Raw genomic sequence first — 14732 nt, 5'->3', positions numbered from 1 at the left:
ATTGGGCTGTTTTTGCTTTTGGCAATACCACCTTTGTCAGATTGGGGTAAAATAAAGATATTGAGAAGCGGGAGGCGGACACGATCGAACCATTAAAACACGTTTATCATGAATTATTTATTGAAGAATTAGCGGAGAAACTTGCACAAGCGTCGACTGGGTTTGATGCTGAAGAATTCCAGCGGCTTGTGTTTCAAAAGGATTGGCAGCAGCTTGAGTTAAAAGGCAGAATGAGAAGAGTCACTGAATCGATGCATGCCTGTCTGCCTAAGGATTATGAGAAGGCCATTGAAGTGCTGCGTCAGACAGCCCCGCATTTTTCAGGACTTAGTGCGCTTGTATTTCCAGACTACGTCGAAACATATGGCCTAGCACATTGGGATATCTCGATCAAGGCGCTCGAATTCTTTACGCCTTTTTCCACTTCTGAATTTGCCGTTCGGCCTTTTCTGATTCAGGATCAAGACAAAATGCTGGCGCAAATGCTTGTATGGTCACAGAATCAAAATGAGCATATTCGGCGGCTGGCTAGTGAAGGATGCAGACCACGTTTGCCATGGGGATTAACTGTTCCTGCGCTTAAAAAGAATCCTTCGGTTACGCTGCCTATTCTAGAAAACTTGAAGTCGGACCCAGCGCGCTATGTGCAAAAAAGTGTAGCGAACCACCTAAATGATATTTCTGCAATTCAGCCTGATTTGATGAAGAAGACGGCTAAAAGCTGGTATGGAACGAATGAACATACGAACTGGATCATCAAACATGCATCTCGTACCTTACTAAAAAAAGGCGATCCAGATATCATGGCTTTGTTTGGCTATGGGGATGATCCATCTGTTCAAGTAACAGATTTGAAAGTAGTGCAAGACCCTATTCGTATTGGAGAGAAAATGACCTTTCAATTTACACTTCAGGCCGCTAAGCCACTAAAGCTGCGTGTAGAGTATGCCATAGACTACGTCAAAGCTCGGGGTACCCGCAATCAAAAGGTATTTAAAATCACAGAGTTTGAAACAAGTTCAGCGTTAGATAGAGAATTTATCAGGTCTCAGTCCTTTCAAAATATGACGACGAGAAAGCACTATGAGGGAACCCATACTTTAACGATTATTATCAACGGCATTCCAAAAGCGTCAATTGATTTTGAGGTAACAGAAGATAGCAGCTCATAAAAAAACCCGCCAATTCGGCGGGTTTTGGCGTTTAAGCCTTCTTTTTCATTAAGAATGAAGCGATGATGGCAGCGACTAAGAAACCAATGCTGATAATGGAGCTAGGCAGGTTTTCTTGTCTGAATAGGAACAAAACAAAGCTCAAACTGAGTACAAGACCTGCAAATAAAGTTAAATATGGAAACAGCCACACCTTGAAATACGGCTCCTGTGGATATTTTGGACGCAGCTTCAGATGTGCCATACAAATGCTGATCCAAATGAGTGAAACAGCAAAACCAGGAATAGCCAGCATATAGCTGAAAATTTGGTCCGGATATAAGTAAGCAAAAAATGTTCCGATAAGAAGAAATAGAACGGTAACCCATAAACTTAAAATGGGTACGCCTCTTTTGTTGACCCGTGCCAGTTTTTTCGGACCGCCGTCTGATTTAGCCAGAGAATGAATCATTCTCGTCGTTCCATAAATTCCGGAATTCGCCGCAGATAGAACGGCTGTAATCAAGACGAAATTAATGAAGTGAGAGGCGCCTTGCATACCAGCAGCAGAAAAGACTTGGACAAAAGGACTGTTATTTGGGTCAATTTGATTCCAAGGAATAAGGCCGCAGATGATCAAAATCGGCAATGTGTAAAATAAGATAATCCGCCACATCATACTTTTGACTACTCCAGGCAGGACCTTCTCCGCATCCTTTGTTTCAGTAATGGTCAGCCCGATCAATTCAGAGCCTCCATAAGAGAAAATAACCACTAAAAGTGATGCAAAGATCGCACCCCATCCGTTCGGGACGAAGTTTTGATAGTTGGTAAAGGCTGGTGTGCTTTGTTCGTTTGGAATGATCCCAAATAATAATGCTGCACCAAGAATAATAAAGACAATAATAACGAAAATCTTCATTCCAGCGAACCAAAACTCAATTTCACCAAAGTATTTTACATTATTTAAGTTAATTCCGATGACTAAGAGTGAACAAAGTAAACATAGTGACCATAGCGGCACGTTCGGCAGCCAGTATTGAAGCAGACTGCCAGCTGCAATAATCTCAATGACACATACAGTGAGCCACATAAAACAATAAACCCAGCCGACGACAAATGAAAAACGTTGACCAAGCGCAATTTGTATAAGGTCGCGAAGATTATTTCCCGGATACACAATGGCCATTTCGGCTAATGCTGCCATCACAATGAGGAGCAGCAATCCAGCAAATACATAGGAAAAAATGACCCCAGGGCCTGCTAAACCAATTGTATCGGCACTTCCTTTAAAGATTCCTGTACCAATGACCCCGCCCATCGCAATCATGCGAATGTGACGCGGTGATAAAAGCTTTTTTAATTCTTGTTGCTCCTGATTCGCGCTCATGACGTTCTCCTTTTTTAAAAATGCTTATGTTCCATTTTCTTTTTTCAAGACGTCAGTGTCAATATAAAAAAAGAGATTTTTCAGACAAAAATAGTGGTTGATTCTATCAAAACATATACTTATATCCATAATCCCCTTATTTCATACATATTCTAAAAATGAAACTTCAAATAAATGAACATTTGCCTTATTTATGACATAAACAATTTTCAGTTTTTGTCGATATATCTTTTGTATTACTAAAGTCCTAATAAAGAATTGTTTATAACTGTAAAATATTTCAAAAATGTAAGAGTTGAAAGGAGTTATGAAAGATGTTTATGAAAAAAGCAAATGATTCATCGGCTGGAATCCTTCTGAGTGAAAGCAGCCAATTAATAGAAAGAATCGAAAAGGGAGACCTTTCAGCAAGATTAGATACTGCTGCATTCTCTTCAAGCCAAACGATAGAAGCGGTAGCGCAAATTAATGAAGCTTTGCAAAAGATGCAGGAAGCTCATGAAAATATTCAAATGCGGGTGGAATTAGTGACAAAAGCCATTCAAGTTGGCTTATGGGATATGGTCGTCATCGCTGGAGACCCGGTCAATCCAAAAAATGAATTCACATGGACGGATGAATTCCGCAGAATGCTCGGCTTTCAAAATGAGCACGATTTTCCAAATCTATTAGACAGCTGGGCATCTCGAATACATCCGGATGAACAAGAATATACATTAGATGCATTTTCTTCGCATTTATTGGATCATTCAGGGCGTACGCCATATGATATCGAATATCGCTTAAAGTTAAAAAATGGAGATTATCGCTGGTTCAAAGCAACTGGAACGACCGTTCGTGATCGAAATGGTGTCCCTCTTCGTGTGGCGGGAGCTCTTTTTGATATCCATGATCAGAAATTGAAAGAAGAAGAGCTGCAAGCATTCGTCACAAGATATGACTTAATCAACCGTGCGCTTGTCGAAGCTCCTTGGGACATGGTGGTAGAGGCCGGTGATCCAGTCAATCCAAATAACGAATTTTGGTGGTCTCCGCAGTTCAGAAAAACGCTTGGTTTTACAGACGAAAAAGATTTCCCGAACGTGTTAAGCAGCTGGAGCGACCGTCTGCATCCTGAAGATCAAGAAATGGCTCTTCAAGCCTTTGCAGATCATTTAAATGACCACTCTGGACGCACACCGTTTGATATTGATTACAGATTGCAGCGCAAAAATGGGGAGTACCGCTGGTATCATGCGGGTGGTGAAACCATTCGTGATGAAAAAGGTGTTCCTCTTCGTGTGGCAGGAACCATTCGTGACATCACGTTAGAAAAAAACAAAGAGAAAACAGCGAATGAAATGGCTTCACAAGTAGAACAGCTTTCAAGTTCTATTAGCGAGATGGTATCGGGCATTAGCTCTGTGACAAATCAAGCACAGGAGCTTGCTGTTGCTCAAGAGCAGTCAACGTCTGCCGCAAATCTAGCAAAAAATAGTGCAGATGAAACGAAAAACATTTCTGACTTAATCAAAGAAGTGGCGAACCAAACGAACCTGCTTGGTCTGAATGCTGCAATCGAAGCAGCTAGAGCTGGTGAACAGGGCCGCGGATTCTCTGTTGTTGCAGATGAAGTACGGAAGCTGGCGCTGCATAGTGCCAATGCAACGGAAAATATCGAATCTAGTTTAACGGAAATGAAAACACAAATTGATGAAATTCTTGAAAATATCTCGAATATGACAGCTCTTACGCAAACACAGGCTGCTTTAACAGAGCAAGTGAATGCTGCAGTCGATGAAGTGAATCACATGTCTCAGCGTCTTGTAGCGTATTCAAAGAGTATTTAATCGTGAAAAACCGCCCTCTCATAGAAGGCGGTTTTTTTCATTAAATTTGATCTGCTGGGAAAACAATACCTGCATCTTTTCTTGCGGCATCAAGAACTTTCATCACGGAGAGACTTTCATCAAGCCATGCATAGCACTGTTCATGATTTTTTGTTTCAATGATCTGCTGAAAAGCTTCTGCTTCATAAAACAGCCGATTTGGATTCGTTTGTGCATTGAGTGAGATGACCCTGTCATCAACATGCAGCAGCACTTCCTCGCACCCATTCGCCCCATTTTTTACATGAATGAAGCCTTTTTCTCCTTGAATCAATGCAAAGTTCATGCTGCTTGTATCCTTACTGCCGACACTTGTCGCAATAAAATCATTGTAAGTGAACGTCAAAACACCAGATGTGTCAATACCGTTTGGATGGCGGTTTGCCTGATATCGGACTTGCTCTGGTGATCCAAAGAGGTTCATGATGAAATGGACATTATAGATGTTAATATCCATCAGCGCCCCTCCAGAGAACTCAGGGTTAAAGACATTTGGCGTTTCGCCGGCTAGCAGCTGATTATATTTGCTTGAATATTGACTATAGTTGCATTGAACCAGTTTGATTTTACCTAATTGATGAAGGTGCTTTTTGATCAAATGATAGTTTGGCATATGAATGGTCGTAATGGCTTCAAATAGGAGAAGCTGCTTTTCCTTTGCGAGAGCGATTAAGGCTTCCAGCTCTTTCACATTAGAGGTGAAAGGCTTTTCGCATATCACATGTTTTCCGTGTTTCAATGCTTTCGTTGCATGCTCGCTATGTAAACGATTCGGTGATGCGATGTAAACGGCTTCTACGTGAGGATCTTCTAGCATAGCAGTTAGATCCGTATAAGTTGTCTGCACCCCAAATTTGTCTGCGAGCTTCTTTGCCGTTGCTTCCTTTCTTGAATAGACAGCGTGACAAGAAGCACCGTCGAGCTGTTCAACCGCTTGCAGGAAGCCTTCCACAATGATACCTGTTCCGATGGTTGCGATGTTCATTCTCAAAACCCCTTCCACTCGTTTAAGCTGACTCTAGTATAACCGATGTTTTCATTGAACGTGTACTGAGATACCTGAGCGAAGGTGTGCCAGTGATCAACACCGGCACAACTTTGGCAGCCCTTACAATCAGCTGATGTTTGCTAATGTTTGTTTTGTTAACAATTGAATAGCTGCCTTCCTTTTTTTTAACTCTTGAATAGAGTGCTGGATATCTTCGACTTTTTGCTCGAGCAGCTGTTCAGCTTCTGTTTTTGACTGTTTTTCGAAAAGTGATTTGATAATTTCACGAATTTCTTTAAGCGAGAAATCTAGCTTTCTCGCTTCCGTGATAAATGACAGCATGAGTACATATTTTTTATCATATAGACGATAGCCGTTATGTGCTCTCTTTGGCTCTGGGAGCACTCCCTCATTTTCGTAAAAACGAATGGTTTCAATATGTACACCAGACATTTTTGACAATTTACCTCTCGTAAACGTAATCATTCCCTGCACCTCCTTTCTTTGCTATCCATCATACAATTAGATTTACTCGTTTCAAAACATTCTATGGTGGTGGACAAATGTTCTGTTTTACTAGTTTCAAATGGGGGATCAGCGCGATGAATAGAATGCGTTATAATAGAGTAGACTCATGTGATATTTGTTACAGATATGAACAAGTAGACAGCGTGAAGAAAAAACGATAGGCTAAAATAGGTAAATAGTAATGAAATAACCTGTCATCATCGTAATGGTGGCTCAAAATAGTGACAGCACGTTTTTGCTGAGAAAAGGGGACCAGTGAATGTATAAATTAGTCGCAATTGATATGGATGGTACGTTATTAAATGATCAACATATGGTACCGGATGAAGTGTTTGAAGCCATTCAACAGGCTAAGGCAGAAGGAATTAAAATTGTCTTATGTACAGGCCGGCCGATTGGCGGAGTAAATCGCTATTTAGCTGATCTTCAGCTTAATCAAGAGGGAGATTATGTGATCGCGTATAATGGAGCACTTGTTCAAAACAGCCATACAAATGAAGTGGTGTCAGAGCTGACATTATCCTATGATGACTTAGCTTCTTTATATGAATTGAGCCGTCAGCTGGATACACCGATGCATTATTTCGATTCAGCCAATTTATACACACCGAATCGCGATATTAGTGAATACACAGTTCTTGAATCCTATTTAACAAAACTGCCGCTTAAGTATTTACCTGTCGAAGAGGCAGATTCATCTATGAGGCTTCCGAAGATGATGTATATTGATCAGCCAGAACGTTTGGAAAAAACGATACAAGCCATCCCATCTGAAGTGAAGGAAAAGTATATGATGGTGAAAAGTACAGATTTCTTCCTTGAAATCCTGCATCCTGATGTGAGTAAGGGAAATGCCGTGAAGCTTCTAGCGAAGGAGCTGGGAATTCCTCGTGAAGAAGTCATGGCTATTGGTGATAACGGGAACGACGTCTCAATGCTAGAGTTTGCGGGCTGCGGCGTCGCTATGGGAAATGCCATTGATGATGTCAAAGCCGTAGCAGATGTTGTAACAAAATCTAATAATGAAGCCGGAGTAGCACATGTCCTGCATGAGCTGGTTTTAGGAAAATAAGAAAAGAGCGGTCTGCCAGTGCGGTAGCCGCTTTTTTATATATTGGAGAAAAAGTAAACAAGCATACGTCTGCTGCTTAAATTCGTCTTTTGCAGCATCGCTTTCACATGATCATGAACGGTATGGGGTGAAATATATAACGTACTCGCAATTTCCTTTGTCGACTGGCCCTTTAATAAGCAGTCGAGGACGTTCATCTCTCTTTCTGTCAGCCTGTACGTTTTCGCTGCATAAGGAAGAATATCATTTGTTTGGGCTCGTTTGATGTGAATCATGACAGCCTTCTCCTGCCTGTCAGCCTGCGCCAATCGAAAGGCTTGAAGGGAAAGAAAGACCCCCATAGGCATTCTTGTGATGCTTGCTGCTGTTTGATCGGTACCGCCGTATAAAAGTTTAGCGCCTAATGCTCTTAACGGCCGGGGCATGACGGCTTGGTCATGGATTTGCTCAAAGACTTGAAATGTATGAAGCCAATGGAGCCCTGTCTCATTTCCATAAAGAAGCTTGTAATGAGTTGTAAGAATGAGAAATCCTTGCTGCTCCGCCGCATCATCATTTTCAGTGTCCCTTTTTTTGAAAATCTCATCTCTCAGCTTGGCTGCAAGTGACGGTGTTAGATCGATGACTGCTTGTATATCTCGCTTCTGAAAAGGTTCCTTGCCCTGTTGACGATAAAGGCTGGCGATACCCCAGCATTCTCCTTGGATCACAAGGGCTGCCCGCAATTCATCAGACCAACCGTTAGGTATCAAAATATGCAGATAGCGCTCGCTGCTCAGATATTCTCCGCTTTGGACGAGACTCGCAGCATGAATAGGGCCTTTGGCTAGAAACTCATGCTGATGCACGTCCTTTTTTAAAAATTCATTTTGAAAGAGCTGGTCATGAATTTCTTCAATCGGTTCATCAGTGTAGGAACCTGTCGAGAGGAGAGTGGCTGGATCGATGGTTGTGATACAGGCGGCATCAAAATCAATGACAGCAGCAAGCTCGTCCCGAATGTGCTGCCTTAGCTGCTGAAAATGAGTGGCTGGATTGACCACATGATCTCCTCCTCAAAAACCCCCACTTTTAGGGATCGTTTTTTCTGGTGCCTCTTTTTACAATAAAGATGTCATATCGTTAGTGTACAGGAAACGATGGAAAGCGGAAAGGAACTGGAGGAGAATCATATGAAAGGAAACCAGCATTGGCACGACCCTGTTGCTGAATCATACGCAGCAACGATTTCACATAAAGTACCCGGCTATCACCTTTTGCATGAGTTATCAGTAGATGTATTAGAAACTGAAATAAAGGGAGCGGCCTCTCGTATTCTAACTGTCGGAGCGGGTGGGGGCGAAGAGATCATCAACATGCTTCAGAGAAAAGAAGACTGGCTCATCACAGGAGTCGATCCCTCTGCATCTATGCTGGATATGGCGAAACAGCGGGTTTCAAAGCTCCATATGGAGACGCGTGTCACATGGTATGAGACCGCATTAAACAAGGTGTCTGCTGAAGCTGTTTACGATGCCGCAGTGAGCCTGCTCGTGATTCATTTTGTAGAAAATCGGCTGCCATTTTTACAGGAGATTGCACAAAGGCTTCAACCAGGGGCCCCGTTTGTACTAGCATTTATACAAGGAGAGATGAATTCCAGCGCATTTCAGCAAGAGCTTCATATGCTGCTCTTTTCATGAAGCGGCAAGGTCTAGGAAAAGAAGTGTTTTCGTCCTTTCATGACAGACTGGGACGTGCAACATATCCTGTGCCTGAGGAGGAAATGAGGGGACATTTAATTGAGGCGGGGTTTCGAGACATCAGACCTTATTTTCAGGCAGGAATGATCAAAGGGCTTGTTTGCAAGCGAGGTCGTAGAAAGGCGGATGAGAGATGAGATCACAGGTAATGGTAATTGGCGGCTATGGACATGTCGGACAGCAAATATGTCTTCAGTTAAGTGAAGTGTATAAAGGGCAAATTGTTGCGGCGGGGAGAAGCTATGAGAAGGCTGAACAATTTTCACAGCAGACCAAAGGCAGAGTCCGTCCTTACAAACTAGATGTTAGAAAGCCATTAGATTCTGACTGGATGAATGAAACAAAGCTGGTGATCATGTGTCTCGATCAAGAAGACACGTCATTTGCTGAAACCGTTCTGCGGGCAGGCATTGATTATATCGATATTTCTGCAAAAGGGGCGTATATGGAGCAAATGGCACAGCTGGATCAGCAGCAAATCAGTGCAACGGCTTTGCTCAGTGTAGGCCTCGCGCCCGGTCTTACAAATTTATTAGCTGCGAAAGCGGCTTCTATGCTTTCATCAGTGGATCAAATAGATATTGGGATTATGCTTGGATTGGGGGATCAGCATGGAAAAGCCGCGATTGAATGGACGATTGATCATGTCCATACTGAATATGAACTCACTGAACATGATCAGCAGAAAAGAGTGAAAAGCTTTACTGGAGGCAGACCGGTCAACTTTGGTGGACAGCTTGGAAAGCGGTATGCCTATCGATTCCCCTTCTCTGATCAACAGACATTGCCTTCCACAATTCATGTGCCATCTGTGACGACAAGGCTTTGTTTTGATTCACGTCTAGCGACGGGTGCATTGGCCTTCACAAGGAGCCTTGGACTGACGTCGTTCCTTACATTACCGAAAATGAAGGATCGAGCCATTTCAATGATTCAATCTTCTCAAGTGGGAACAGATCAATATGCGGTCAAAGTGGAAGCGGCAGGGACGGATGGGAAAAAGGTTCATCATGCAGCACTTGGAATAAAAGGACACGACGAGTCTCAAGCAACAGCTCAAGTCGCCTGTGCTGCGGCCCTGCATTTATTGAACAAGCGGTTTCAGCCAGGGATTTTTCATATTGAAGAATTATTTTCACTAGCATATGAGAACGGGCATTTTGCTTTGGTGGATCAAAAAACAAGGGAAGAGCAGACATTAGCGATAAGGGCCAGCCTTTTGACGGCATAAAAAAAGACTAGCATTCTGCTAGTCTTTTTATGATGACGTTGACACATCCCCTTTTTTCTTAATGCTTGCTGTGATGAGCTGTGTCAGTGTGTCAGAACCTTTTTTTGAAAGATGGACACCATCGGACTGAAAATAGGATGGCTGTCCAGTAGCGGCTGAATGCCAATCGACCAAGGTGACATTTTGATCTTGATCAGCCACTCGCTGAATGACCGCATTCACATCATTTTCCCATGACCTTGGAACCCTCGTATTCACTAGGAAAATATGTGCCTTAGAAAAGTTTTGAATGAATGCTTTCAGCGTGTCCTCAGTAAAATAACCATTTGTGCCGAGTTCAATGATAACAGCGGCATCAGATTGATTAAATGATTTGTATTGAGGGGCAATGCTGACGGCTTCGTTCATTTGTCTGCCAACTTTCCCATCGATGGTGATTTGTTTATATGCTTTTTCTAGATTCGGCGCAATGTCTAACATGACAGAATCACCAATGGCAAGAACTTGGTGAAATTGTTTTTGATCAGCTGCTTTTTTCTCGTGCTTTTCTTTCTTTTTCTTCGCTTTTGATTCCGGTGGTTCGGCTGTTTTTTTCGGTGCTGTCTTAATTTGCGTCACTTCCTTCACATGTGGGGAGGAAGTGGACGAGTTAGACATGCCAATGATAAATAAGATCAAAAGAGCTGCGGTGATCCCAAGGAACATCTTATTAGATGTAGACCACTGTTTGATTCCTTTTTTCCAAATAGACCAAGAGGAAAAATATTGTCTGAAGCCATGCTGGCGGATCGGCTGTTCGATGAAGCGATAGGAAGCCTCAGCAACTAGTAAAATAGCGATGAGCTGCAATGTGACACGCGCTATGGAAGGCTGTCCAATTTCAATGACCGGTGTGGTCAGTACGATAATGGGATAATGCCACAGATAAATACCATAAGACCGCTTACCAAGCCAGACGAGCGGCTGAAAGGACAGCCATTTCCCTATAAGACTTGCAGGGTGGCAGACGCACCCAATTAAGATGGCCGCATTCAGACAGAATAAAAGCATGCCGCCCTGATAGAGAAAGGCATCGAAATCGTCCACTGCATAAACACAAAAAAGGAAAATCGCAAACGAACCGAAACCGGCAATATGTAAAATACGTCTGCCAACAGGAAGTAATCTTTTGCTGGATAGTCTTTGCATAGGCCACACAAATGCCAGGCTGCATCCAATCAGGAGCGCAAATGCACGAGTATCTGTTCCATAATAAACCCTGCTTGGATCGGTATCTGGTGAATAAAGAATCGCCATCCATAAGGCAGAGACAAGTGCAAGTCCAAAGGTGATCATAGGAAGATGGGATCTGTTTTTTACCCATTTCAGCCCTGCAATCAACAGTACCGGCCAAATGATATAAAATTGCTCTTCTATTGCCAGAGACCACAAATTTTTCAGTGGAGATAGGGCATTGAAGCTATCAAAATATGAAAGCTGGTGAAAAATGTACCACCAGTTACTGACATAAAAAAAGGACGATATGGCATCGCCACGAATTGACAATAATGCATTTGATCCAGCAATCGCGCACCAGCTGACGGTGATAAAAATCATGATGTAAGCGGCTGGAAGAAGCCTCCTGATCCGTCCCATCCAAAAAGGCAAAAGCTCTTGATAGCCTAAATCCTGCTTATGTAACAAGATCGTTGTAATCAAGTAACCAGAAATGACAAAAAATAAATCAACGCCAAGAAACCCGCCGCTTGCGGGTCCGATATGTAAGTGATAAGCAATGACTGCCAATACAGCAACGGCTCTTAGTCCATCTAATCCTAAAATATAACGAAAACGATTTTCCTTGCTGTTCATGAAAATGAATCCCCCATCAATGTCAAACGCTTCTTTTTGTTGTTCATTCAAAAGAGCAACGATTCTTTTATTTTATATAAGATTAGACGAATCAGCATTACATTTTGTTGGCGAATTTCTGTCTTTTTTAAAATTTTTTTAATTGATGGGTTAAGAGATGTCGAATTTGATACTCAAAACCAAAATCCCTGTCATAATAAAAGTAGAAGGAAAGGGGATGTATTGAATGAAAACGATCGAAAATGATCAGTTATTGATTCAGATTCATGAAAAAGGAGCGGAAGTCAGGGAGGTGCTTGACAAGGAAAGCGGGCGTCACTATATGTGGTCTGGTGATCCAGCTTATTGGGGCAGGGTGTCGCCTGTCTTATTTCCGATTGTTGGGCGATTAATGAATGACCAATACAAGATTGACGATCAAACCTTTGAGCTCACGCAGCATGGTTTTTTACGTGATGTCAATTTTGATTTATATGAAGAAACGAAGCATACGGTGACCTTTCAATATGAATCAAGAGGCCGGCATGTGAAGCAATACCCGTATGAATTTACAGCGCGAATTCGTTATGAACTATTGGAAAATGGACTGAAGATTTCCTGGGAAATTGATCATGACGGAGAGGATACGATGTATTTCTCCATTGGAGGGCACCCAGCATTTCGCATTCCTCTTGTTGAAGGCGAGCAAACAGCAGATTATTCACTCACATTGACACCTTCCACTGAGCATCTCCCTGTGCAATATGAACTGCGGAGTTCACTTGTCAGAGAGAAAGAAAAAGGTATTGAGCTTGAGTCGATCCAGCTTCGGCCGGAGCTTTTTCAGCTTGATGCGATGATCTTTAGCCATATCAATCGAGTGTCATTGACTTCAGGTGCAGGTCACGGAGTTGAGGTCGATCTCACAGGCTTTCCTTTCGTTGGCATTTGGTCGCCTTATGATCAAGAAAAAGGAACGATGGCTCCTTTTGTTTGTATTGAGCCGTGGTATGGCATCGCCGATATGGAAGGGACGAATGGACAGTATAGGGAGAAGTTTGGGATTCAAACATTAGAAAAAAATGAGACCTTTCATGCCGCTTATACGATTTTCTTCAAATGAACATTTGTGCATGATGAGGTGAACAATTTGTTATGATAGAAGAAAAAGGGGGCGTATGAATGGATCGAGAGAAACAACAGCTGAGTATTGAAGCGGCAAGGCTTTACTATTTGTCTGATTACAGCCAGCAGGAAATTGCCAAACAGCTCGACCTGTCGAGACCGACTGTATCTCGGCTGCTTCAATATGCGAAAGAGAAGGGGTACGTCCAGATTGCGGTGATGGATCCGTTTGAGGATTTAAATGAGCTTTCTTCATTGCTCAAGGAAAAATATGACCTGCTCGAAGCTCATGTGGTGTTTTCGCCGAAGGACGACTATCCAACCATCACCGATTATTTGAGCCGATTTGGTGCAGATTACTTGCAAGAAACGGTGAAAGACGGTGATATCGTTGGCGTGAGCTGGGGAACGACTATGTATCAAATTGCACAAAAGATGCAACCTAAACAGGTAAAAGGTGTAGAGGTTGTCCAGCTCAAGGGTGGAATCAGCCATTCTCATGTGAATACATATTCTGCGGAAACCATCCAGCTGTTTGCTGAGGCCTTTCAAACAGCACCGCGCTATTTGCCGCTTCCTGTTGTATTTGATAGTGCTGCCGTCAAGGAGATGGTTGAGCAGGACAGACATATTCAGCGAATTATTGAAATGGGCAAGCAGGCGAATATCGCTGTGTTTACTGTTGGAACGGTAAGAGATGAAGCACTTTTGTTTAGACTAGGTTATTTCCGTGAAGAAGAAAAAGCGCTCCTCAAGGAATCCAGTGTTGGAGACATTTGCTCGCGTTTTTATGATCAAGATGGACGCATTTGCAGTGAAGCCATTAACAATCGCACAATTGGCGTGGAGCTAGATGATTTAAGGACAAAAGAACGATCCATTCTTGTCGCTGGCGGTCATCGAAAGGTGGCTTCTATACACGGCGCACTAAGAGGAAAATATGCGAATGTATTGATCATCGATCAGCACACAGCGAGGGCTCTTTTAAATGTCACAAAATAGATGAACAAAATTTCATAACTATGTTTACAATTGTTCACTCGTCATATATGATGAAAGTATCATAATTAAAAGGAAGTGTGAAGCATGACGATAGCAAAGCTCATTGATCATACAGCACTAAAACCAGATACAACTAGAGCTGCAATTATGCAGTTACTTGAAGAAGCAAAGACTCATCAATTTGCATCTGTTTGCGTAAACCCAACTTGGGTATCTCTAGCGTCGAAAGAACTAGCAGGAACAGGTGTAGATGTATGTACAGTCATCGGTTTCCCGTTAGGCGCAAACACAACAGTGGTAAAAGCATTCGAAACAAAGGATGCCATTGAAAACGGTGCCACAGAAGTGGACATGGTCATCAATGTTGCGGCATTGAAAGACGGCGAATATGATGTGGTTGAACAAGATATTCGTGCAGTTGTAGACGCAGCAAAAGGCAAAGCATTAGTGAAAGTCATTATTGAAACATGTTTACTTACTGATGAAGAGAAAGTCAAAGCTTGTGAGCTTTCAGTGAAAGCGGGCGCTGATTTTGTGAAAACATCAACTGGATTTAGTACAGGCGGTGCGACTGCTGAGGACATCGCATTAATGCGTAAAACAGTAGGACCTGACATCGGTGTGAAAGCATCAGGCGGCGTGAGAACAAAAGAAGACGTTGAGGCAATGACAGCTGCAGGTGCTACCCGTATTGGCGCTAGTGCAGGCGTTTCCATTATCAAAGGGGATCAATCAGCTCCTTCGAAAGACTATTAATTCATACGATCCTATGGTAGGATAACATTCATGACTCATAAATGATGAA

Annotated in this window: 13 protein-coding genes; 8 read left to right on the top strand and 5 right to left on the bottom strand. The window is 42.6% G+C overall.

Going from position 1 to position 14732, the window contains the following annotated elements:
* Positions 1–188 precede the first annotated feature (188 nt).
* The gene (locus NSQ25_RS18155; RefSeq protein ID WP_240491051.1) at positions 189–1172 is read left to right on the top strand and encodes a hypothetical protein; all 984 of its coding nucleotides are present in this window, start codon (positions 189–191) and stop codon (positions 1170–1172) included.
* Positions 1173–1203: 31 nt separating this feature from the next.
* Here NSQ25_RS18155 and NSQ25_RS18150 read toward each other — a convergent pair whose 3' ends face one another.
* Complete coding sequence (locus NSQ25_RS18150; RefSeq protein ID WP_034281395.1) at positions 1204–2541, bottom strand: amino acid permease; 1338 nt, start codon at positions 2539–2541, stop codon at positions 1204–1206.
* 314 nt (positions 2542–2855) lie between these two features.
* On the opposite strand from NSQ25_RS18150, the gene NSQ25_RS18145 reads away from it, so the two are divergent.
* Complete coding sequence (locus NSQ25_RS18145) at positions 2856–4370, top strand: PAS domain-containing protein (protein WP_034281394.1); 1515 nt, start codon at positions 2856–2858, stop codon at positions 4368–4370.
* Positions 4371–4410: 40 nt separating this feature from the next.
* Here NSQ25_RS18145 and NSQ25_RS18140 read toward each other — a convergent pair whose 3' ends face one another.
* Positions 4411–5394, bottom strand: a complete 984-nt coding sequence (locus NSQ25_RS18140) for a Gfo/Idh/MocA family oxidoreductase (RefSeq protein ID WP_034281393.1) — start codon at positions 5392–5394, stop codon at positions 4411–4413.
* Between the two features lie 129 nt (positions 5395–5523).
* A complete protein-coding gene (locus tag NSQ25_RS18135; protein WP_039182663.1) occupies positions 5524–5883 on the bottom strand; it encodes a MerR family transcriptional regulator in 360 nt (119 codons plus the stop codon).
* 301 nt (positions 5884–6184) lie between these two features.
* Between NSQ25_RS18135 and yidA the strand changes: the two genes are divergently transcribed.
* The gene (yidA, locus tag NSQ25_RS18130; protein WP_041118302.1) at positions 6185–6997 is read left to right on the top strand and encodes a sugar-phosphatase; all 813 of its coding nucleotides are present in this window, start codon (positions 6185–6187) and stop codon (positions 6995–6997) included.
* Positions 6998–7032: 35 nt separating this feature from the next.
* On the opposite strand, the gene NSQ25_RS18125 is transcribed toward yidA, so the two are convergent.
* On the bottom strand, positions 7033–8040 hold the full coding sequence (locus NSQ25_RS18125) for a helix-turn-helix transcriptional regulator (RefSeq protein ID WP_326135946.1): 1008 nt from the start codon (positions 8038–8040) through the stop codon (positions 7033–7035).
* Between the two features lie 129 nt (positions 8041–8169).
* On the opposite strand from NSQ25_RS18125, the gene NSQ25_RS18120 reads away from it, so the two are divergent.
* Positions 8170–8679 (top strand): class I SAM-dependent methyltransferase, encoded by a 510-nt coding sequence (locus NSQ25_RS18120; protein ID WP_326135945.1) that lies wholly within the window; start codon positions 8170–8172, stop codon positions 8677–8679.
* Positions 8680–8872: 193 nt separating this feature from the next.
* Positions 8873–9970, top strand: coding sequence for a saccharopine dehydrogenase NADP-binding domain-containing protein (locus NSQ25_RS18115; RefSeq protein WP_326135944.1), 1098 nt, complete (start codon positions 8873–8875; stop codon positions 9968–9970).
* 27 nt (positions 9971–9997) lie between these two features.
* Here the strand turns inward: NSQ25_RS18115 and NSQ25_RS18110 are convergent, their stop codons facing one another.
* On the bottom strand, positions 9998–11821 hold the full coding sequence (locus NSQ25_RS18110; protein WP_326135943.1) for an acyltransferase family protein: 1824 nt from the start codon (positions 11819–11821) through the stop codon (positions 9998–10000).
* A 226-nt stretch (positions 11822–12047) separates the two neighbouring features.
* Between NSQ25_RS18110 and NSQ25_RS18105 the strand changes: the two genes are divergently transcribed.
* The 3 genes from NSQ25_RS18105 to deoC all read left to right on the top strand — a co-directional run bounded on the left by NSQ25_RS18105 (position 12048) and on the right by deoC (position 14683).
* Positions 12048–12923, top strand: a complete 876-nt coding sequence (locus NSQ25_RS18105; protein ID WP_326135942.1) for an aldose 1-epimerase family protein — start codon at positions 12048–12050, stop codon at positions 12921–12923.
* A gap of 59 nt (positions 12924–12982) precedes the next feature.
* Positions 12983–13927, top strand: a complete 945-nt coding sequence (locus tag NSQ25_RS18100) for a sugar-binding transcriptional regulator (protein WP_326135941.1) — start codon at positions 12983–12985, stop codon at positions 13925–13927.
* An 84-nt stretch (positions 13928–14011) separates the two neighbouring features.
* Positions 14012–14683, top strand: coding sequence for a deoxyribose-phosphate aldolase (deoC, locus tag NSQ25_RS18095; protein ID WP_326135940.1), 672 nt, complete (start codon positions 14012–14014; stop codon positions 14681–14683).
* Positions 14684–14732 lie beyond the last annotated feature (49 nt).

Source organism: Bacillus sp. FSL R5-0512 (assembly GCF_038593295.1).
Classification (GTDB): Bacteria; Bacillota; Bacilli; order Bacillales; family Bacillaceae; genus Bacillus; species Bacillus safensis.
This window is presented reverse-complemented; position numbering and strand designations above follow the sequence as displayed.